Raw genomic sequence first — 22,005 nt, 5'->3', positions numbered from 1 at the left:
TTTAAATTTAGCCCTCAGTGATCATGCTATAAATGATGATCACTCTTGCCCAGTGATCATCCGTTTGGTGGGGTAAACGTGGCGGTATTTCCTCAATTTTATACGGTTAACGGATAACGTTTTTTGAGCCTCTCGGTGATTTGCTGCTGAATAGGTTTCCAACCCTGTAATTCTGAAAGCTCATTCATCACGTAATCATAGGTACGGTAAGCTTTGCCTTTACGGTCTACGAACCGACACAAGTAATGACGTGCCGTACTCGAGGCTAACCCCTGTTCTTCGGCATACTCCGTTACGCTGTAGCCATACGGTTTGTAGTTGCGATAGTAATTGTCATGATGCTGCTGCCAGTACTCATCCCTCGGTTTTTGCACCAGCTTACGTTTGGCCGTTTTGTGAGTCAGATTACAACGCGCAATGTATTCATCCACCGTTACCCCAAGTGATTCGTTGAGGCGCTGAAAACGGCGACGGTGCAGATCCCAAAATTCACGGATAAGCCCTGAATAACCACCAGCACATTTGAGCTGGTAATAAAGCGCATTACGCGAGAGCTGATATTTCCTAGCAAACTCGGTAATGCTGATACCCGTATTCATGAGCTCATAACGATACCGCTCACGCCACCATACCCAGTATTCGTACTTGGTTTTCGGCTCATAATCCACGCACAAAAACAGCAGTGGTGATGGCAGCGGTTTACGCTTACGTGTTATCAAATTCATCAACATATCCTCTATTGTGTATCAACCACCGCGCAGCTATTGATATCAATAAGAGTTACATCCAACGTAACACTTTCCACGGGGTAATCAGCCCCTGAGACAAATTCACCACATAACGGCGCAAGCTGGTTATTGGTACGTTATGCGTCTTGGCATACGCGGCAACCGATACACCTTGCGGCCAATAGTCACGGTAATAACGCTCGGCATGTGCTTGCCATTCAGCACCCATCGGTTTACGGCCCAACTGTCGTTTGGCATCTGCTGTCTTAAGCTGGTGGATAGCCATGTACTCGTCTAGACTCAATGAGGATTGCGCCCACTGCATACGATGTTTAGCCCAGAAAAGTTTCCTGATGCTCGACACCTGCAGATCGCGGGTGTAATCCCTAAATTGCTGCGCTGTTAATCCGTAGCGTTCACGATACTCTGCCGGTAATACGCCTTCGGTAACCCCTTCAAACACGAAATTATACCTATGCGCTTTTGCATACACTGAAGCTGAGCGGCATGCTGAGTTCACCGACTCCGCCACGGCTGACCGCTTGGTTTTACTCTTGGATGCTGACTTAACTGAGTTCTGTTTTGCGTTCTCTTTTGCGCTCGCTTTCAGAGCGTCATTCACCTGAACTTGCGTGACGGCCTGCAAGATAGCGTCAGCGATGAGTGGCATGGAATCTTGCGGCTCATCACTGGCAACAGGCTCGTGTAACTGCTGTTCAGATACCGCACAGACGGATGAAGGCCACACACCCTGCGTAAAGACGCTGTCGAGCAAGGCTGGACTTGTTTCCGATACCAATGGTTCACTGTGAGCATTATGCACATCTGTTGCAGACATAGCTGGGCTCGGAGACTTGCTAGTACTACGCACTCGGCCTCGTGATTTACGTTGACCAGCCGGTTTAAGCATGCTTTTACCAATACGTCGTACCGATGAATCAATCTCTTTGGTCTCTTTTTTCGCAAGATAGCTACAGCGGTAAATCAGCTCAATCAGAGACTCAGGATCATCTCGTTTAACAAGGTAAGCCTGATTTTTAGGAAACCAGACACGGCCTTGGCTAACGCTTTGCCAGCAAATTGATCTTATGGGCACTTTTTATCTTGTGGCCGCTAAACAGGAATACCGCGTGATAATGCGGAGAACTTGACGTATCAGACTGTTCACGTACCCAGCAATAGCCAAAAAATGATTCAGTTTTGCATATAACGATGACGTTGACGACCTTCATGAATAAAGATAAGCTAACCGAGTCAGGCCACTACCCAACCTCAAGGAAGTCAGACGACTTCGGGTCCATAAAACACTAATTATTTTAGTGTTAGGTTCCCTATTTTCTTAGCTTGAGGATTTGTCATGGCAATTAATGAAGCACCATTATCCACTCAAATAGTTGACCGTAATCTAGTCAATGCAGCAAACAAGCGCCTAAAATCAGCGCTGAAGAAATATTCATACATTTCAGATATTGAATCATTCCGCCAATATTTTCACAATGTACTTCATGTAAAAAGCCAGCAATCTGGAGCAACAGACTTATTAACAGCCATGCTCGGCATCAAAAGACTAGATGAAGTTACAGCGTTAGAGCTTGTTGTCGATGAGGGCTTACCTTGGGATAAGGTGCTTGAAAGACGAAAAGATCAGGCAACTAGACTTGATGCGTTCATCAAACTACACGCAGATAAGATCGGATTTAAAACCCCTAACAACCTTCTCTCACAATGCTTGTCTCTGGTTGATTTGATTCAACCACTCGCAATTGCAGAAGATAAGTACGCAGCTAACTTTCATGAAGTAGCCATGGCTAAATCTGAAGGCCGCCTGATTGATTTTTTCCACGACCTATACAAACAATTCATCATCAATGGTTCATCAGAACAAAAGTATGTATACCAAGCTATAGCTCTACACCACCTTGCTGATGAACAAAGCATTCCACCTTACGTCATGGCTTCAGGTGCTTGGGAGATGTTAGTTCTTGAGGTTGGAACTATAGCAACCAGATGGATAAATACAGGGGAAGCAGTCAAAACATGGCGGGGAATTATCGCATTATCAGGTATTCATAAGCTCGGAGAGATTTACGCAGGCCATCAATTGGCGCAATCTCTTTTTTTCAAGGCTGACGCCCCTCGTATTGATAAAAAAATGGCATTAGAGGTAATTGAATTAACCTTTACGCAATATCAAGAACAGCGTAATCATCGCCAAGTCTTTACACTTTATAGTTCAGAAATAGAACTATACTGTAATTATAACACCATCGTTGGTGAAGCCATTCGTAATAGTGATGACTCAGCAGAAATCGACCGCTTAACCCGCAATCTAATTAACGTACAATTAGAAGCCATTTCAAAAAACATGGATGGTTTTGCTACCTGCATGTTATGCATTTTGACGCCAGATTTTACTCCATTGCATAATGATCCAGAGCATGAACGTTTACATGCTATACGCCGAAAAATCTCTACTGTTCCTGACACTGAGCTTTGGTGCCAAGAAAAAGCAAAATCACCTCTAATAAGATCACTGCAATCCAGATTCTGTTAATTACAACTCAACATGAAATAACCCAGTAATGTTTTTACTGGGTTAACTAAACTAACCTATAAACGGAGAAAAGTTATGCCAATCAAAACTTGTCCTGTATGCCTAGGTCGTGAAGGTGTATTTGTAATTGAATGCCCAAACTGTAACGGATCTGGATTCGACCCCGAGGAGGATAAACCATTTGCTCAATGTCATACTTGCTATGGTGAAGGAACGGTTGAAACTTACGAATGCTATTACTGTGGCGGATTAGGTGAAATTGATAGCGAAGATGAAGATAATGAAGATAATGAAGATAATGAAGATAATGAAGATGATTAACATCTAATCGCACTCCGATTTACCATAACACCTATTTTCTGCACCGCCCAAAGCGCGTTCGGCGCGTTTTGGGCGGTTAAGCACCAAAATCACACCAAAAATCTCTCATCTCACCTGGCGAACGCCCCAGCAAATCTCAGCCAAAACGCATAACCATGCTTCGTTCTGACTAAGCTCTAATTTGAGCCAAGATTCATCCCTAAACAGGAAAATTGCGGCAGCAATAGTCAGCCTCGCAGAGCAAGATGCACATCGAGCCAACAGCGAGTAAGTTGAAGTGTTGTGCTGGTAGGGCTTGCCCGTACCGGTACAACACACATCTTGCCTTACGGTAAGGGCCTATCAATCGCATATAATCGCGTATAATCGCATACGCTCGCATATAATCGCATTCTCAGGCCGGAAACGGGCACGGAAGTCGATACAGCGATGATCGGAAACTCAAACCCATCAAAATACCGCCAGAATCCAACAATAGACTGACGGCATCCTGCGCTAAAAATCCCAAAACAAAGAGATCCTCAGCTCAAAACACTACTTTTTACCCTTAGGCGGCTTTAAAGCTGGAGTGTTGCCCGGCGTGTCTTTGTTATCGCGACGACGTTGATCAGGTTTACCAGTAGATTTAGCAATAGGTTTTGGGCCTGGTTTAAGAGCCATTGCGACCATCCTTTTCAATATGACGAGGAAATCCCTCGATCTAGAGATAAAAGACCTGGCGGGATGTAATCAAGCTAAACAAACGATCGCAGAAGAAAAACGGAAGGCAGGACGCGTTCATGTAGAAAAGCTAGGACAGCAAAGCTGACCTGAGCTTTACGCACAATCACGCTGGCCGATCAGCGGCACGGCAAGATGCGCTCCGCGCTCAATAAGTTTTTTTTGGTGTTTTAGAAGAGCCAAAGAGCGGCATAAGAAAGGACAGCAGGCCGGCGCGGGAGGTGCTTTTTCCATAGGCTCCGCCCTCCTGACAAGCTTCACAGAAACTGGCGTTTCCGGCGCTCAAATCAGAAGTGGCGAAACCCGAATCGGACTTAAAGATCCCCCCCATTTCTGGTGGGTCTCTCCCTCGTGCGCTCTCCGATTTCACACCCTGCACTCCCCGCTACACTGTCACCTATTCGCTGACGCTGTTACCTGTCAAGCTGACTGGCCTTTCTCATAGACTGCCTGTGTATCCGTATCCTGTTTAGGTGTTTCGCTCCGAGCTGGGCTGTATGATCCTACCCACCATTAGTGGACACGCGACTAAGTGAGTAAACTCTCAACCAGAGGTGATTACTCATGACAAAACTAGCATTAACCCGATAGGGAACAAAGTGAGGTGTGTAATTTGATAGAAACTTACCCGAATCATGTGCAACTTGCCCAGTTGCTTGCAGATCCTGATAGCGTTACTCCTTTGCTCAAGGAAATAAGTCATTCTTAACTTCGTAGCTTTTCCGTAACGACCTTGCAAGGCGGTACAGACGTGTTATTCAGGCACATGATGGCGGGTGAGATTAATGAAGATGCGGTACACTCTGCGGTTTACTGGTCAGAACAACGGGAAATTAAGAAGATTTTTACTCATCTGGAGTAATATGCCAGTAACTATAACCGCATTACTCTGTAAATCCATGAATGGCGGCACGTAGAATATCTGGGCGACCTTCGGTGACAGAATCCCAAGCGGCTAGCTTCATTACCGCTTCAACATCAGCCGCATCAGGCAGTGATACAGCCTGTACGCTCCCCACAGTCGCGCTGCGCACGGTATAGGCCAACAACTCCAAATCATCACCCCAGCTCAAGCTACCGGATTCGGTCAGGCCGAAATTCAGGAACCCGTCAACGTCTGAGAAGGGCGGCTTGCTAAAGAATGGAGTAAGGTCGGCTTTACCAGTAAAACCGTCACTGAATTGGACGGCTAACCGATAGCCGTCGATGTAATCAACATCAATAATTTTCAACATGGTCAGCCTCACTTTTTGCCTAGCTTGTTAATTTTGCGACCGTTAACCGCATCGTTCCACATTATCATCAGTGCTGCACAGTTATCAGTGAGGATTTTGCTTGTTTTCGCTTGCTTGTTAGGTAGCCTGCCAGAAATTCACTATTCTTTCTATCTTAGCACCATAGATAAAATGCGAGAGGGAAGAAGTTACCCGCAGAACTAGTGAAGATGCAGTACACACTGCGGTTTACTGGCCAGAACAGCCGGAAATTAAGAAAAATTTTGCCAATCTGGGGTAATATGTCAGTCACTATAAGCGAGCGTAAGCTCTTAGTTCCGTCTCACAAGTTGCCGCCTATTCAGGCGGCTTTTTTATATGTGTTTTAGCTAGTGGCTGGATGTTGTTTGTTTCTGGCTTATCTTTCTCCATGTAAGCATCATATTCGCGTAAGGCCTCCTCATAAGGTGTATGCGCCTCAGGTGGCGCAAGGGCTTTAGCTCTTACCTCTTTATGCTCTACGGGCTTAACCATTTCCCAACCCTTCTGGCCATCTACAGTGATAGCCTCGGTTCTAATTCATTACAGCATTTAGTGATTTCACCACTGCCAATAATGCCTTATTACTGCCTGTTTAGTTGCGTGAGAAACCCGCCAAATTTGATGTACAATGCGGTGCATTACTACGCTATGCACGGTGTGATTTAACCACCAGCAAGCTAGGTGATCATCTGCTCATAAAAAATGTCAGTATTTTTAAATTTAGCCCTCAGTGATCATCAGTTTGGTGTGGTAAACGTGGCTGTATTTCCTCAAGCTAGCAAGAAATATACTTAACGAATAGTAGGGCATAGCCTGAATCTGCAAACTAATCTAAAACGGCTTACCCGAAGGGCAATCGGCTTCTCAAAATCAGAAGAAATGCACGATAAGGTCATCGGCTGGTATCTGATAATCAACCATTACCACTAAGTTAGAGCCACGGCCGAAACCCATACTGTTAATAACACTATGCTAAGAGTCAGTAATACCATCCACTTTTCACTCATCCTTGGGGAATGTTTTCAAATTCACCTTAAACTCCTCAAATATACCTGAGTCGACATTAAATGTTTCACTATAGCCATCATCACAAAGTTGAGAGAAAACATTTTTGTTATATTCATTAAATTCCTTCCTGTCTACCTTAAGTCCCATTTTTTCTGACTCTAAAATATTGTCATTAAAATCACCTTGATAAAAAAATGAATATCTAAATAATCCAGAGTAAAAGGTTAAAGCAACTAAACGTTTAACCCCATCCTTACCACACATTTCATTTACTTCATCTGAACCACCGACAACACCACAAGAATGATCAATTTTAAAAAAAATCCCCTCTGGGCTCATTGCCTCTTCAGGATAATTTAACTCTATCTTTTTGGTTGTACCATACCTATATTGTACAAATGTCATGTGTTTGTTTTTATTGACCACAGGGACACCACAAAATGAAACTATTTTTTTATTTTCAAGTGTACATGATGCATATACTTTCTCTTGGCTACTACACAGAGAGCCTAAAATATACTCACCAGCAGAAGAGTACGATGAGAGAATAGTAAGGGGAAGCAACATATATTTATTGATCATGGAGAACTGCCTCATTCCATAAGCGCCAAAAATTATTTTTCCTTTTTTGTCTTGAGTCTGTGTTAAAATTTATGATATTAGTAATTCTATCCACAGCTGCATCGCTTGCTTCATTTGCATAATCAAAGCATTTTGCATGTAACTCTGCGTTCTCATTACTACTTTTACTTGTCCAAAACCATGCTGCTGACCTTGTGGCAAATTTAATTTGAGATAATATTTCAAAATTATCAACAGCATTAATGATATCATTAGGCCATTTAGCTTGATTATTTTTATGCCAGTCATTAAAACTTGTATAGTTGTCTTTCCCTGTAACTTGCTTCAAGCCTCTCCCTCTATAGTTCCACCCATCATTAGAGCTATAGGCACCATTACCTAGGTCAGCTCTATTACCATATATTGTGTTAACAATAGCAATTTGATCATCAATGGTAACATCATTGCCATCGCCTTTAATATATCTACGTGGTTTTTCTGTCCTTGTAACATAGCCGTGGACATCCGCATAAAGGCGCCCATCAGGATAACGACGAGTTCTGCCGCCCCGAAAAGACTTTATAGCACTAACACCCCAAACCCCGCCTTCAATAACATTCAAGCATGGCCCAGTTTCCTGTAGAATCTGTGCAAAAAAATGGGTTCTTTTTAATGGAGTTTCAAGCTGATAAAATTCAATATGTTCATTCAGCTCATCAGCTATTATTTGTAACTCGTCATCCTTACTATTGTCCCCCTTGAAATTGGTGTATATATTTTTCATTACATCGAGCGTAAATATAAAGCCTCGTTTTTCTCTCCTTACCAACCCCATCATCCCTGCCGGATGAATAAACCACATTTTAGTTCCGCCCAATATCCCCTTAGCTTCCTCAACCCAAGCCATATTGTTGTGTACCTGCATTGCATACTTATACAGCTCAGGCTGCTTCGCTAACTCTTTTTCAAGACGAGGCCACCCTTTTTCGCGTTTTATCCATTCGCTTTCGTGTTTGATAAATAACTGACGCAGCTTGCTCGCCAAACCATCGTCAGCTAATGCAGACTTAATTTCGTTGCCACTCAGCACATTGTCATGATCTCTATCTATAATAAGTTGGCCATGAAGAGTACTAAAAAATACGCCACCTTCTTGGCCTTCAGTATCCTCTTTATCTAAGAAGCCATCAGGATCATGACTGCCATCAACGAGTTTAACTCCTAACTTGTCCCAATCATGTTGACTGAGTAACCCCGCATTACCTGCCAATAAGACAAACTCTCCGGCCAACTCCTCTTTTCCTGCTGCACGCTCACGTACTCGAACAAATTTTTGCGTGCCATGAGTGACAATATCCGCTTTCTTTACTGCTAACGGGGTGTTCGGTAGGCCAAATTTAGCAAGTGCCTGATAGCTTGGTTGGTTTTTATGGTTAATCAAGCGATATGTATCAACCTCATGCTTGTTAAGAATCAAGTAATCCTGACCTCCCGTTACCTGTGCTTTATTCTGGATACAATCGTTAAGCTTTTGCGTGTCGTGTTTATCTTTCTCACCCACAAACACTTCAAAGTGCACAGCCTTCTGATCAGGGTCGATACTAAATCCGCTCGTGCTGAGCGTTGCAACTTGATGCTCACCCCAATGGCCAATAACCTCGCCAGCCTGTACCGCTATTGGATTACTATCACGCAATACAACCTTATTAAACTCAATCGGGATACTCGATTCCGCAGCTAAAGCCACACCGAATTTACTTTTTGCCAACCAACCCATCGAACCTTTGCTAGCATTAGCCATCACCTGATTAGGTGTAAAAAATTAAGCCTGCAATTTATTATTTAACAACTACCTGTTAGGGAGCAAAGCATCCAACCAGAATACTCTCGCCCTTTAGTTGATTTATAGGCAACATAATCCCAACCTGACTCATGTTTTTTCCTCAGAACAACATCACCTTCGACAAGATAAGACTTAGTTCTGTTAATTGGCAGAGGCTCAGAAAAAAAATAACTCTTCCCTTTTATTTTCAATTTTACATCTTCTCCTTTCATCCACGCATCAAATTCCGGCTTATACACTGCCCGTAAGATTTTTTCTTTTTTATTGTATGGAAAGGAATAGGCTATGCTATTTGAACCACTAGGGTTTACAATATCCCCACCAGAACCAAAATAAGATGTCAGTTTTTCATCTTTAGTCAACCTGCCATTAAAATAATGAAACACGATGACGTTAAAATAACTACGCCAATTCATTCCCGTGTCTGAGTCTATTTCTGATTGTTGAACAACAAAGTATCTACTCGTTATTTTGTCTGTATTTAAATAAAAGACATCTTGTACTTCTCCCTTAGACGATAAATAAGGAAGGTAATCAACAAAATACGCCCCTCTATTATTGTCATCAAAAAATGTCGCGATAACATTATCGCCGATAGCATCATCGACCTTGTCTACGAAAAATAGTTTCCCCTCATCCCCCTGAATGGAAAGCTCTGACTGTGCAGCACAAGGAAACGACAATAAAAATAGAAAAAATAAAATTAGCATTAATTACACACTCCAAAAAATCTAACATGAAGCTTTCTTGCTTCTTCTGTAAATCCAACCCGCTCCTCTAGGCCCTTTAGTCCAGGATTTATAATCTTAGTAATCTTCTTTACTTTATCTAGGTTACTTACATTACTATCTGCGATAGAGCCTAATTTGTTTGAACTCCAAAACCAAAACCCTGACAACACTATGGATAGCATATCACTTTCAACTAACTCTGGGTTAGAGTATATATTTAAACCTGTTGCTAGGGCGCACAATCTATAGTTTTCCGCATGCGTTAAATGCAACAGGCCACGTCCTCGATAATCTTTTCCTGGAAACTCATTACTTCCAAAAGCATGCTCTCCATATCCAGCATCATTATTCAGAAGATGGCGTCTTATATAATCTATTTTCTCATCTCTGGATAAACTCAACCCTTTTCGTACAAAGCCATTATTGATGGCAGTTGGAGCCATAGATAATAAAGCCTGCGCAGTGTAACTTCTATAAACTAAAGATTCCCTGAACGCTGTGAATCGTTTTGTTTCATGTTTCCATTGCCCCAAGAGATTGATGATTTGTTCACAAGAGTTAATGCCATAACCAATTGCATGCTCATTCCATCTAGCAATAAAATCATGAAGGTTTGAATCAGAAACAGATGATGGCGAGAACGACCGCATAAACTCAAAAGACAGAGGTATATTTTTTTTACATTTATGGCAAATTATGACACTTAAAACCACAGGGAGTACCAACCCCATCATCCCTGCCGGATGAATAAACCACATTTTAGTTCCGCCCAATATCCCCTTAGCTTCCTCAACCCAAGCCATATTGTTGTGTACCTGCATTGCATACTTATACAGCTCAGGCTGCTTCGCTAATTCTTTTTCAAGACGAGGCCACCCTTTTTCGCGTTTTATCCATTCGCTTTCGTGTTTGATAAATAACTGACGCAGCTTGCTCGCCAAACCATCGTCAGCTAATGCAGACTTAATTTCGTTGCCACTCAGCACATTGTCATTATCTCTATCTATAATGAGTTGGTCATGAAGAGTACTAAAAAAAGCGCCGCCTTCTTGGTCTTCAGTATCTTCTTTATCTAAGAAGCCATCAGGATCATGACTGCCATCAATGAGTTTCACCCCTAACCTGCCCCAATCATGTTGACTGAGTAATCCCGCATTACCTGCCAATAAGACAAACTCTCCGGCCAACGCCTCTTCTCCTGCTGCACGCTCACGTACTCGAACAAATTTTTGCGTGCCGTGAGTGACAATATCCGCTTTCTTTACTGCTAACGGGGTGTTCAGTGGGCCAAATTTAGCAAGTGCCTGATAGCTTGGTTGATTTTTATAGTTAATCAAGCGATATGTATCAACCTCATTCTTGTTAAGAATCAAGTAATCCTGACCTCCCGTTACCTGTGCTTTATTTTGGATACAATCGTTAAGCTTTTGCTTGTCGTGTTTATCTTTCTCACTCACAAACACTTCAAAGTGCACAGCCTTCTGATCAGGGTCGATACTAAACCCACGCGTGCTGAGCGTTGCAACTTGATGCTCACCCCAATGGCCAATAACCTCGCCAGCCTGTACCGCTTGACCGATGCGTGACCGGTATATCAGATGCAGCCCACCATATCGTCAGCAAAAAATATACTCAACGCATAGAGCACCATAATCTGAATCGGCGTACTCATCTTAAACGACTTACCCGAAGGGCAATCGGCTTCTCAAAATCAGAAGAAATGCACGATAAGGTCATCGGCTGGTATTTGATAATCAACCATTACCACTAAGTGGGAGTCACGGCCCATTTTGTTCACAAAGCATATCAAAAATAATCAAGTGAAATCCGCCCAAGATTGCTATAAAAGTCTTCATTAGAAAATCTCAATTTAGATTCTTTTAATAGCACTCCATCTCGATTAATTTCAATAACATTAGTTATTGAGCTATTAATCTCATGAGGGATTTGATAACCATCTATTTTCTTTGCAACATCATATTGCTCATCTTCATTATATGAGATACCGTCCAACTTCATTAAAATAGCCAAAAACGAATCACCACCTCGTTTTGCTTCACTGTGTAAAATCCAATATATCCTCTCACCAGCCTTTTTAAATACATTGCATTCAACTCTCTTTATTGCAGAAGCAAGATACTCTGTGCATACGGAAAATTTATTTACATCGTTAATTAACGTTGAGAATGTAGTACCTCCTTGCGGAGCTACATCTTTAATGACAAGACGTTGACCACTCAATGTCACAACAACGTCTGGAGGTGACAATTCCACATTTAACTTAGCACTTACCTTATCATGTAATATATTAATTCGTCTTTCATACATTGAAGTTAAGCAGGCATTATTAGTGCACTTTCCTCTCTCGCGCAACCAAGCTCTCTGTTCATTCTTTATCGAGGACTCAGCGCTGGGGTAGGTCTTCAGCACATATTTATATTGAGTGGATATGGCACTGTCTAATTCTGATAAAAATTTATCAGAACATATCATTTTATCTATTGATGATTCTGCTTTTCCACAATCAAAACTAGGTGAGGAAAAAACTGAGAGCGAAAAAAAAACACACAAAAATAGCATTACTCGTGGATAAAACATGTACTCACCTTGAAATCAAAATGCACTGTGATATATTAACGGCATAATCCGCTATATCTTGCGCTCTATCTAACTTATTGATTATTTTGCGAGCATTGTAATAGTCGGTCTTACTACCTGCAAAATAGTGATCTAGTTTCCTTCCTGTAAAAATTCCGTTTTCCATCCCCCAGCACATAGTTTTCCCTGCAATAACTTGGTCTTTGGCCAATTCTGGACTATTCAACAAATCAACACCTAAATAGTTACCGGCTTTATCGTAATTAGAACGTCCTGTGAGTTGAACAAAACCACGACCATGAAATCTTACACCATCGCCAGGCTGAAGATTACCAAGAGCGATTGCCACTTTTTTTCTATCTTCATTTTTAGCCAGAATATAATCATACATGTCTTCAAAATATTTTTTCCCTCCCGCCTCTGATATTGGTGCAAAAGTATCTCCCGTTTCTAACTTTGCAGTAGCCAACATATATGCAATTTTTCGTTCATTGCAAGAATCTACATCATCAGAATAATACTGCTCGATTGCATCAAACATCAATGATACATTTTTTCTTTGGCTCTCACTTAGAGGGTAAAAATTTTTATACACTTCAAAAAAGTACTGACGATTAATCTTAAAACCATTCAAATTTCCCACCAACCCCATCATCCCTGCCGGATGAATAAACCACATTTTAGTTCCGCCCAATATCCCCTTAGCTTCTTCAACCCAAGCCATATTGTTGTGCACCTGCATTGCATACTTATACAGCTCAGGCTGCTTCGCTAATTCTTTTTCAAGACGAGGCCAACCTTTTTCGCGTTTTATCCATTCGCTTTCGTGTTTGATAAATAACTGACGCAGCTTGCTCGCCAAATCATCGTCAGCTAATGCAGACTTAATTTCGTTGCCACTCAGCACATTGTCATGATCTCTATCTATAATAAGTTGGCCATGAAGAGTACTAAAAAATACGCCACCTTCTTGGCCTTCAGTATCTTCTTTATCTAAGAAGCCATCAGGATCATGACTGCCATCAATGAGTTTCACCCCTAACCTGCCCCAATCATGTTGACTGAGTAATCCCGCATTACCTGCCAATAAGACAAACTCTCCGGCCAACGCCTCTTCTCCTGCTGCACGCTCACGTACTCGAACAAATTTTTGCGTGCCGTGAGTGACAATATCCGCTTTCTTTACTGCTAACGGGGTGTTCAGTGGGCCAAATTTAGCAAGTGCCTGATAGCTTGGTTGGTTTTTATAGTTAATCAAGCGATATGTATCAACCTCATTCTTGTTAAGAATCAAGTAATCCTGACCTCCCGTTACCTGTGCTTTATTTTGGATACAATCGTTAAGCTTTTGCGTGTCGTGTTTATCTTTCTCACTCACAAACACTTCAAAGTGCACAGCCTTCTGATCAGGATCGACGCTAAACCCACGCGTGCTGAGCGTTGCAACTTGATGCTCACCCCAATGGCCAATAACCTCGCCAGCCTGTACCGCTATTGGATTACTATCACGCAATACAACCTTATTAAACTCAATCGGGATACTCGATTCCGCAGCTAAAGCCACACCGAATTTACTTTTTGCCAACCAACCCATCGAACCTTTGCTAGCATTAGCCATCACCTGATTAGCACTATCCTTAACTTTACCGCTTCCAGTTTTAAACACTTGAACTTGACGAAACTCAGTGATACCACCGTTCATCGTCACCATCTGTTGCTTGCCTAACAACACCACTTCACTACCTGTAGGTAACCCTATACTTTCTTCCGTGCTGTTTGCCGTTTTTCTTAGCCATGTATTATTCGGCACTGTATAACGTGCCGGTTTACTTTCCGGTGGCGTCATCCAATGAGGTTTGGTTTTATACTCGGCCTTAATATATTGCGCCGCAATATAAAACGGTTCAGATTCCCCAGCCTTTGGCTCGGCATAGCACACCAATTGGTAAATATGAGACTCATTGCGCAGGTTGTATCGTTCAGACGGATTGTTCCTATCCATTAAAATGACTTCAGCCCCTTGCCGCGCAGTGCCTAATTTATCCTCAGCTTTGAGCTGCAACCCCGCAGTTCCCTTATAAATAGAGACTCCATTACCGACAACAACATGCCGCTCCGGCGCTGTGCCATAGCTGTTTTCACAGGCTATGTGCATATATAAACTATAAAAAGTTAGGCTGTTTTTATTTTTTTCTCCCGCTTCATAGCGGTGACGCACCAAGCAAAACGAAGGTGAGGTATACAGATCAATCTCATGCTCTGGCTCCCCAGCCTCAGATTTACGTGTTGCTTTAGCAGGTTCAGTCGCAAAGCGGTAAGCCACTATTTCCCCATCAGCAATAGCACGAACAGTACCACTTGAATGCCACCCTCCTTTTTCACTGAGGTGAACGCCACCATGCCAAATACGATTACGGCCTATAGGGAAGGTGCCACTATTTAATTTATTAAGCTGACGAATAAACTCATCAAGTGATGCAATTTCCTTGGGAGTACCCTCTCCCGCCAACTGCATGGGGTAGGCGATTTTCATCTTTACTGTTCAACTCTATATTATACGTAAGCCATCAAACTGACGGTTGATAATCCACTTTAAGCGTCTGCTCTTTGAGCAATGCCTTTAGGAAGAGCTGGAGCCTGACCCGCCCAACTCGCCCCCACGCCAGGGCTTCCTCCAACATTGAGCTTAATTTCTGGGCCGACCAGTTTGATGCTACTCGGGTCTTGTTTAAAACGGCCCGGATAGTCAGTTTCTCGGTACTGTACGCAGTACTCACGTTGGGCATGCTCATCTTTAAGGGCAAAAGCATAATCAGTAATGCCCATCTCTTGCAGCAGAATGCTGATAATCTCTTGCGGTGTCTGGGTCTGGAAAATACGGGCATTGTGATGCAAGGATAAACGCCACAGCGCCGATTTTACCTGCATGCTATAACGAGTACGGCGAAAACTGGTATCCCCTTGTGAGAACTGACTCACCACACCACTAATGCGACGCTGTAACTCGCCTTCAAACCAAATCAGCAGCTCACAAGGCTGCTCCAACACGGCCTCAAAATCGATATCGGGCTGTAAACTTGCCAGCTCTAGATCCAGCTCAAAGGGGCTATTTAGTGCCTCGTGTAGGGAAAATTCAGCGACCACAAAGGTGGTTTCAGGCAGCTCACCGACTTTTACGGTAAATTGCAATCCGGTTTGATTGGCCATTGTTCACTCCTTCCTTGGTAGTGCTTTGTTATCCCAGCACACCTTGAGCCTTCGGGGGTAGAGATAACAAAACAGCAAAAACCCGATCTGTAGCCAGAGCGGGGGCAGTTTTCATGCATTCGTAAAGCAGATTACGCTTCGATTGGGGTGCGCCAGTTATCAGCACTAAAGCACCCTTTATGCCAAATTTAAAATTCTTTAAAATCAATAAATTAATTGATAGTCGCTCGCCATCCTTGCCATAAAACAGCAAAAAATTGCGCAAAGTGAATAAATCAACCAGCAAAAGTTGCGCATAAGCCTTAATACTCTAAGATTTGAGCAAGAAATTGCGTACAGTGGAGTTTTCAACTATTAAAGGAGGGTCTGAATGATTTCCAACGTATTACGCGAAGTGCCGCATATGGAGTTATGATAAATGGTGATCTCATCATCAAGCCACCTCTTTACCATAGCTACGCTTCATGCGCAGGGCCACATTGACCAAACCAATCAGCACAGGTACTTCAACCAGTGGGCCAATGACACCCGCGAAAGCTTGATCCGAATTTAAACCAAATACCGCGATAGCCACTGCAATGGCCAGTTCGAAGTTGTTACCCGTGGCAGTAAACGCAATTGACGCGTTCTTATCATAGGGAATACCGAGCTTTTTACCGACTAAGAAGCTGGTGAAAAACATCAGCACAAAATAGACTACCAAAGGCAATGCAACGCGCAGTACATCCATTGGTAGCTCGACGATCATTTCACCTTTCAGGCTGAACATCAGCACAATAGTCGCTAATAAAGCGATCAGCGTGATAGGGGAAATCGCCGGAATAAAACGCTCGGTATACCACTGCTCCCCCTTGAGTTTGACGAGGTAGTAACGGCTCAAAAAACCTGCCAAGAAAGGGATACCCAAATAGAGCAGTACACTTTGGGCAATATCTAGCATCGTGATATCTACCGCAAAGCCCTGTAAACCAAACAATGGCGGCAATACTGTAATAAACAACCAAGCCATAAAACTATAGGTGAGGATCTGGAACGCGCTGTTCAGCGCCACCAAGCCAGCACCATACTCTTTGCTACCACCACCTAAATCATTCCATACCAGCACCATAGCGATGCAGCGAGCTAAACCAATCAGAATTAACCCCACCATGTAACCGGGCTGATCATGCAAAAACACCAATGCAATCACAAACATCAGAATAGGGCCGACTAACCAGTTCATTACCAAAGAGAGGGTGATCGCCTGACGATCACGCGTCATAGTGCCCACTGTAGAGTAATTCACCTTCGCCAAAGGTGGGTACATCATCAAGATAAGGCCAATCGCTAACGGGATATTCGTTGTACCAACCGACATCGCCTCATTCCATTGAGCTACCTGCGGAAATAGGTAACCAATTCCGACCCCAAGGGCCATAGCAACAAATATCCAGAGGGTAAGATTGCGGTCAAGAAAACTCATTTTTTTGCTGACGCGTTGATCGCAGCACGTTGATGCACTCATCACTAAACTCCATGAGCATTTGATGAAATAGACAAATTAAGGCGTAGTAAACCAATCAAGCTAAGCGCCGCCGAAAGAATACAAAAAAGTTGAGCTCCTGAGATATGGATCGACATGAGTTTCCTGTACACAAAACAAGATATTCATGGTAGCTACACTTCCTTGCTAGAACATTCATGAATAGAAGAGGGTATTTCGGAAGAACAATTGGCTGATCTGCGTATGTCCAAGCATTGCTCTGGGTGGCCGCTACAACACTCTTCTGTAAGGTAGCCAATCAGATCGAGCATAAGAGGAATATTGGCTCGGTAGCGAAGAAACCGCCCTTCTTGCTCTACAGAAACAAGGCCTGCATGCAACATAGCTTTCAGATGAAAAGAAAGCGTATTAGGGGCGATATCAAGTTCACTGGCTATCTGACCCGCAACCATACCGCTCAATCCCGCTTTCACTAAGATCCGCCAAACGTCAAGACGGATACCAGACGAAAGAGACTCAAAAATTTTAGGCGCTGTATCTTTGTTCATTCATCGACCCTCAACACAGTTCATTAATACAACTATACAAGAATAGTTGAAATGAACAATGCACTCTTAGTTAGTGCTAAACGCAGCTCACTGTTGCGTATTGACACAACACTCTTCACGCAGGAATTCGATAATCTGCTCAAGAACGTCAAAACGCGTGCTTTCGCAGCGGTAAAATCAAATCACTTAAACCTGTTATTACAATGGAATCTTGCTGTACGCTAAAAATAAAAGAGGTTTCAAAAACCACAGAATATTGTTGTTCAGAGAGTTCTGCCAGTTGGTAATACCAACCACGTAAGAAAATGGTTCGATCATTTTTTGAACCTCAAGGCCACTGCGGTTTTTTCACCGGCGCGTTCAATACTTCGGCATGAAACTGCATAATATTCATTCTTTTTATTTATCCCTCAGGTAAATCTAAATAAATCACCGCGACAGAGCGGGCATTCGTTTCACCACATCGCAGCCCGATACTGAATGACATACAATTCGGGATACACCCTAATATCGCGTTTACTATGCTAAGCGTGTCAGTTACAGTATATATTATCCCATTAAATTTATTTATGAATACTCAGCATGAGAATTGGTTATAACCTTTCAGTAGCACTCCCGTGTCAGTACAGTAAGGAATCCGTAAGAAATAATGATGAGAATAATGATGGAAATAATGATGAGATCAGTTCCGACAATGACATGAAAACATTAGTGAATTCAATTAAAGATAACACGGGGCTAGTCCACAAACATTTATTACCCCTTCAACGCCTAGCCAATGAAATCAATTGCATTATATCTATCCGCCCCGTAGATAAATTAGCAACTGAGTTAATTGAATTAGGATATCCAACTAAAGGATTTCATATTAAAGGAAAAAGTGCCTCATGGGGGCCTCAGGCCGGATTTATCTGTGAGGAACAACACTTTAGTAAGTTAGAAAATGCATCAATTGAATGTATAGACAAATTCAACCAACAAGTAAAACAATGTATAGAGGAAAAATATGCTGTTTCTTCGGAGTTAACGATAAATAAAAAACGACTGGATACATTATTAGAACAGGGGGTTATTGACAACATTTCTTTTGAAAATACTTATGGCGTTCGTAGTATTAAGGCTCAAGGGCCAAGCGGGCAGAATTATTTTTTTGAAGCTAGGCGATTATTATGCTCCGATGAGGAAATTTATCTTATATTACATGAGAGTAAACCCATTCGCGTCTTAGCACCGGCAATAAATACTAAGGCATTTACTGCTGACTACGACCTACTTATGATTGCTCCACATATCAGCGATTTTGGTTCACAAGATAACTTACCGGTTCCTGATGTTGCACATAAAGTGTTTCGTCATCGAGTGGATTCGTATAATAAAAAAACACCAATCAGTCACGAGTTAATACAAGATTACTCTAACCCCACTAATTTCTATAAGAAAGAAGATGCTGATATTGGTAATGCATCCGAACGCGTCAGATTATTGATAGACTTAATTAATGCAAGATTGGTCGGAGATGGTGAGAGAGTTGTGCATCATAATATGGATTGCTCTAGTCCTGCCTCAGATTTATCAGCTAATTACCCTGCAACCTTTGCACTGCCAATAAAAATAGGCCGATTTGATAAGTTGTGCATCATTAACAATAATGATGAATTAAAAGAACTAATAAAAGAAGCCAGAAGCTCAGGGTACTACATTAAAATAAATCCATTATGGGAAAAGGAACTTGGGGAGATCAATGCTCATAGTTTTGAAAACTCGAGGAATCAATTAATACGAAAACTTAAATTAACTCCAGCATGATTTTATAAACTGTGGAACGAGTAATATTAAGCTGATGGGGCATTTCTGTTGCCTGTAGTGAGCAACAAACACGGTCACATCTGTACCCCTTCCATTTCTGCCTGAACAAAGCTAATCGGGAAGATGACCTAAACCCCATCCCGATGATGGTCAGAACTCCTTGGCTCATCACTTCAAGCAAAAGCGGTGCTTTATTGCTACAATGGCTGGCTTCACGGTTAGCTTGATGCTGTGTCAGTAGAATGGATAGACCGGCAGAACCAAGCTCACGCCGATGAGCAAACAAATACACAATGCCATTTCAGTAACCCTGCTCAAGCGGGGTTAACCACCACAGGATACTTTCCTTGAGTAATTCAGATACCCAGCCTACGTACGCGTTTTCTACTCTTAAGCTGAAACCCGCACTGCTTGATAACCTTTCCTCCATGGGCTACCACGAGATGACGCCCATTCAGGCCCAGAGTTTACCCGCCATTTTAGCGGGTGAAGATGTGATTGGTCAGGGCAAGACCGGTTCGGGTAAAACGGCGGCCTTTGGCCTTGGGTTACTCAATAAGTTGGATGTGAAACGCTTTCGGATTCAAACCTTGGTGCTGTGCCCTACCCGAGAGCTTGCCGATCAGGTGGCACAGGAGATCCGCACCCTCGCCCGTGGCATCCACAACGTAAAAGTCCTCACCCTTTGCGGTGGTGTGCCGATGGGGCCACAGGTGGGCTCACTTGAGCACGGTGCACACATTATCGTGGGGACACCTGGACGGGTTGTGGATCATCTGGAGCGTAACAATCTGGATTTGAGCAACCTCAACATGTTGGTGCTCGATGAAGCTGACCACATGTTAGATATCGGCTTTCAGCCGCAGTTGGATGCGATTATTGCCAACGCCCCCCGCGAGCGCCAGACCCTGCTGTTCAGCGCAACGTTCCCTGCGAAAATTCAGTCCATTGCCCAGCAGGTGATGTATAAACCTGTGATGGTGAAAGCCGCTGTAACCCAAGAAAAGAGCACCATAACCCAGCACTTCTTCCATCTAGAAGACGACGGCGCGCGGATGCAGGCACTGCGTTTATTGCTGCTCGAGCATAAGCCAGAAAGTGCCGTTGTGTTCTGTAATACCAAGCGCGAAACCCAGAAAGTAGCCGATGAGCTGTCCGCTTCTGGCTTTAGCGTGCTGGCGCTACATGGCGATTTGGAGCAGCGCGATCGAGACGAAACCCTGCTGAAATTTTCCAACAAGAGTGCCTGCGTGTTGGTGGCTACTGACGTTGCTGCCCGTGGGCTGGATATCGATGCTCTCGATGCCGTGTTTAACTACCATATGGCCCACGATACCGAAGTGCACATTCACCGGATAGGTCGCACTGGCCGTGCAGGTAGCAAGGGCGCGGCCTTTACCTTCTTTAGCCACGAAGACGGCTACAAGATGGCGCTGCTGGAAGATTATCTAGAGCACGAAATTCAAAGCGATCCGCTGCCATCGGCAAGCCTGTTGGGTCAAACACCCACAGCGCCAACGATGATCACGTTGCACATCGATGGTGGTAAAAAGGATAAGCTGCGCCCCGGCGATATCCTCGGCGCTTTAACCGGTCAAAACGGCATCGAAGCTGCAGCGGTGGGTAAGATTTTAGTCACTGACTACCGCGCCTATGTAGCGGTTAGCCGCAGCGTGGCGAAACAGGCCCTTGCTAAAATCACCAGCGGCCGTATTAAAGGTAAATCATACCGCGCTTGGTTGATGAAGTAAGTTACTGCGCACCACTTCTCTACATAGAGCGCTTTGCTTACTGCCCAAGGCACTACGTTAATCGCACTACATGCTACATTAGGCTAAACATAAAGGCGCTTGGTTGCTTCCAAGCGCCCTATTTCCCATGCGTTCATTTACATTACCTCGGCTATCACATCGCTGAGTCGTTCAATTTACAGCTCACATTGCCGCAAGATGTATTTTCCCTGAATTGGAACATCACTCATCTTCTTGTTATCTCCTCAAGCAAATAGATTGAGGTACATTTTCCCCGCCGATACAATGCCCTTATTAAATAAGGGGTTGTCATGTCTGTTAATTACTATAACCAAAATGCCAAAGCATTCTTTGATGCCACTAAAGATGTCGATGTCTCTTCACTGATGGCGCGCTTTACCCCAGAGCTTCCCGCACAAGCACATATTTTAGATGCTGGTTGTGGATCGGGCCGTGATAGCAAGGCTTTATTAGCCATGGGCTTTGCGGTGACCTCTTTTGATGCCAGTCATGAGCTAGCTGCGGTTGCGGCCAACTACATCGGCAAACCGGTTCAGGTATGTACTTTCACAGAATTTACTCACGTACACCCTTTTGATGGGATCTGGGCGTGTGCATCATTACTGCACGTGCCAGCAAGCCAACTGCCACACACCTTTGCGCATTTAGCTTCCTTATTAAAACCTCAAGGCCTGTTTTATTGCTCCTTCAAATATGGAACGCAAGATGAGGTGCGTGATGGGCGTGCTTTTACTCATTGTGATGAGGAACGGCTACAGCGCTTTATTGCGCATTCAGGCTTAGTGCTGCGCGAAACATGGAAAACGACAGATCTTCGCCCCGGTCGTAAAAATGAATACTGGCTCAATGCCATCTTAATTAAAGAATAA

18 protein-coding genes and 3 pseudogenes are annotated in these 22,005 nt (G+C 43.3%); 7 read left to right on the top strand and 14 right to left on the bottom strand.

What is annotated here, in order from left to right; translation table 11 throughout:
- Positions 1-98: 98 nt before the first annotated feature.
- Both AC1HDJ_RS06135 and AC1HDJ_RS06130 read right to left on the bottom strand, forming a co-directional pair.
- Positions 99-725: a hypothetical protein gene (locus tag AC1HDJ_RS06135; RefSeq protein ID WP_479534218.1), complete on the bottom strand. Its 627-nt coding sequence runs from the start codon at positions 723-725 to the stop codon at positions 99-101.
- Between the two features lie 55 nt (positions 726-780).
- On the bottom strand, positions 781-1,824 hold the full coding sequence (locus AC1HDJ_RS06130; RefSeq protein ID WP_479534216.1) for a hypothetical protein: 1,044 nt from the start codon (positions 1,822-1,824) through the stop codon (positions 781-783).
- A gap of 261 nt (positions 1,825-2,085) precedes the next feature.
- Between AC1HDJ_RS06130 and AC1HDJ_RS06125 the strand changes: the two genes are divergently transcribed.
- Together AC1HDJ_RS06125 and AC1HDJ_RS06120 are read left to right on the top strand one after the other, a co-directional pair.
- Positions 2,086-3,282: a hypothetical protein gene (locus AC1HDJ_RS06125; RefSeq protein ID WP_479534214.1), complete on the top strand. Its 1,197-nt coding sequence runs from the start codon at positions 2,086-2,088 to the stop codon at positions 3,280-3,282.
- 75 nt (positions 3,283-3,357) lie between these two features.
- Complete coding sequence (locus tag AC1HDJ_RS06120; RefSeq protein WP_479534212.1) at positions 3,358-3,603, top strand: molecular chaperone DnaJ; 246 nt, start codon at positions 3,358-3,360, stop codon at positions 3,601-3,603.
- Positions 3,604-4,419: 816 nt separating this feature from the next.
- On the opposite strand, the gene AC1HDJ_RS06115 is transcribed toward AC1HDJ_RS06120, so the two are convergent.
- The 3 genes from AC1HDJ_RS06115 to AC1HDJ_RS06105 form a co-directional block, all read right to left on the bottom strand.
- Entirely contained in the window at positions 4,420-4,557 is a 138-nt protein-coding gene (locus AC1HDJ_RS06115; protein WP_479534210.1) for a hypothetical protein, read from the bottom strand.
- Between the two features lie 650 nt (positions 4,558-5,207).
- Positions 5,208-5,558, bottom strand: coding sequence for a DUF2442 domain-containing protein (locus tag AC1HDJ_RS06110; protein WP_462058363.1), 351 nt, complete (start codon positions 5,556-5,558; stop codon positions 5,208-5,210).
- A 336-nt stretch (positions 5,559-5,894) separates the two neighbouring features.
- Complete coding sequence (locus AC1HDJ_RS06105; protein ID WP_479534208.1) at positions 5,895-6,071, bottom strand: hypothetical protein; 177 nt, start codon at positions 6,069-6,071, stop codon at positions 5,895-5,897.
- 285 nt (positions 6,072-6,356) lie between these two features.
- Between AC1HDJ_RS06105 and AC1HDJ_RS06100 the strand changes: the two are divergent.
- Positions 6,357-6,509: pseudogene (locus tag AC1HDJ_RS06100) on the top strand (IS1 family transposase); the annotation flags it as partial.
- 69 nt (positions 6,510-6,578) lie between these two features.
- Here the strand turns inward: AC1HDJ_RS06100 and AC1HDJ_RS06095 are convergent.
- From AC1HDJ_RS06095 to AC1HDJ_RS06080, 4 genes are read right to left on the bottom strand one after another with little or no spacing between them, the layout of a single operon-like run.
- Positions 6,579-7,169, bottom strand: a complete 591-nt coding sequence (locus AC1HDJ_RS06095; RefSeq protein ID WP_479534206.1) for a hypothetical protein — start codon at positions 7,167-7,169, stop codon at positions 6,579-6,581.
- A complete protein-coding gene (locus tag AC1HDJ_RS06090; RefSeq protein WP_479534203.1) occupies positions 7,159-8,949 on the bottom strand; it encodes a glycoside hydrolase family 19 protein in 1,791 nt (596 codons plus the stop codon). The genes AC1HDJ_RS06095 and AC1HDJ_RS06090 overlap by 11 nt, the downstream gene beginning before the upstream one ends.
- 41 nt (positions 8,950-8,990) lie before the next feature.
- A complete protein-coding gene (locus AC1HDJ_RS06085) occupies positions 8,991-9,701 on the bottom strand; it encodes a hypothetical protein (protein ID WP_479534201.1) in 711 nt (236 codons plus the stop codon).
- The gene (locus AC1HDJ_RS06080) at positions 9,701-11,179 is read right to left on the bottom strand and encodes a glycoside hydrolase family 19 protein (RefSeq protein WP_479534199.1); all 1,479 of its coding nucleotides are present in this window, start codon (positions 11,177-11,179) and stop codon (positions 9,701-9,703) included. The genes AC1HDJ_RS06085 and AC1HDJ_RS06080 overlap by 1 nt, the downstream gene beginning before the upstream one ends.
- A gap of 152 nt (positions 11,180-11,331) precedes the next feature.
- On the opposite strand from AC1HDJ_RS06080, the pseudogene AC1HDJ_RS06075 reads away from it, so the two are divergent.
- Positions 11,332-11,493 (top strand): annotated as a pseudogene (locus AC1HDJ_RS06075) (IS1 family transposase); the annotation flags it as partial.
- 35 nt (positions 11,494-11,528) lie between these two features.
- On the opposite strand, the gene AC1HDJ_RS06070 reads toward AC1HDJ_RS06075, so the two are convergent.
- The 5 genes and pseudogenes from AC1HDJ_RS06070 to AC1HDJ_RS06050 all read right to left on the bottom strand — a co-directional run bounded on the left by AC1HDJ_RS06070 (position 11,529) and on the right by AC1HDJ_RS06050 (position 17,558).
- On the bottom strand, positions 11,529-12,320 hold the full coding sequence (locus tag AC1HDJ_RS06070; protein ID WP_479534196.1) for a lysozyme inhibitor LprI family protein: 792 nt from the start codon (positions 12,318-12,320) through the stop codon (positions 11,529-11,531).
- A 4-nt stretch (positions 12,321-12,324) separates the two neighbouring features.
- Positions 12,325-14,853: a glycoside hydrolase family 19 protein gene (locus AC1HDJ_RS06065; protein WP_479534194.1), complete on the bottom strand. Its 2,529-nt coding sequence runs from the start codon at positions 14,851-14,853 to the stop codon at positions 12,325-12,327.
- A 212-nt stretch (positions 14,854-15,065) separates the two neighbouring features.
- A pseudogene (gene vgrG, locus AC1HDJ_RS06060) lies at positions 15,066-15,527 on the bottom strand (type VI secretion system tip protein VgrG); the annotation flags it as partial.
- Between the two features lie 433 nt (positions 15,528-15,960).
- Positions 15,961-17,031: an ACR3 family arsenite efflux transporter gene (gene arsB, locus AC1HDJ_RS06055; protein ID WP_479534192.1), complete on the bottom strand. Its 1,071-nt coding sequence runs from the start codon at positions 17,029-17,031 to the stop codon at positions 15,961-15,963.
- Between the two features lie 152 nt (positions 17,032-17,183).
- Complete coding sequence (locus AC1HDJ_RS06050) at positions 17,184-17,558, bottom strand: ArsR/SmtB family transcription factor (protein WP_479534190.1); 375 nt, start codon at positions 17,556-17,558, stop codon at positions 17,184-17,186.
- A 582-nt stretch (positions 17,559-18,140) separates the two neighbouring features.
- On the opposite strand from AC1HDJ_RS06050, the gene AC1HDJ_RS06045 reads away from it, so the two are divergent.
- From AC1HDJ_RS06045 to AC1HDJ_RS06035, 3 genes are all read left to right on the top strand, one after another.
- Positions 18,141-19,364 carry an anthrax toxin-like adenylyl cyclase domain-containing protein gene (locus AC1HDJ_RS06045; protein ID WP_479534188.1) on the top strand — a complete coding sequence of 408 codons (1,224 nt, stop codon included), beginning with the start codon at positions 18,141-18,143 and terminating at the stop codon, positions 19,362-19,364.
- Between the two features lie 347 nt (positions 19,365-19,711).
- Complete coding sequence (dbpA, locus tag AC1HDJ_RS06040) at positions 19,712-21,115, top strand: ATP-dependent RNA helicase DbpA (protein WP_479534186.1); 1,404 nt, start codon at positions 19,712-19,714, stop codon at positions 21,113-21,115.
- Between the two features lie 311 nt (positions 21,116-21,426).
- Complete coding sequence (locus AC1HDJ_RS06035) at positions 21,427-22,005, top strand: class I SAM-dependent methyltransferase (RefSeq protein WP_479534184.1); 579 nt, start codon at positions 21,427-21,429, stop codon at positions 22,003-22,005.

The sequence above is a fragment of the Plesiomonas sp. ISS29 genome (assembly GCF_056522795.1).
This window is presented reverse-complemented; position numbering and strand designations above follow the sequence as displayed.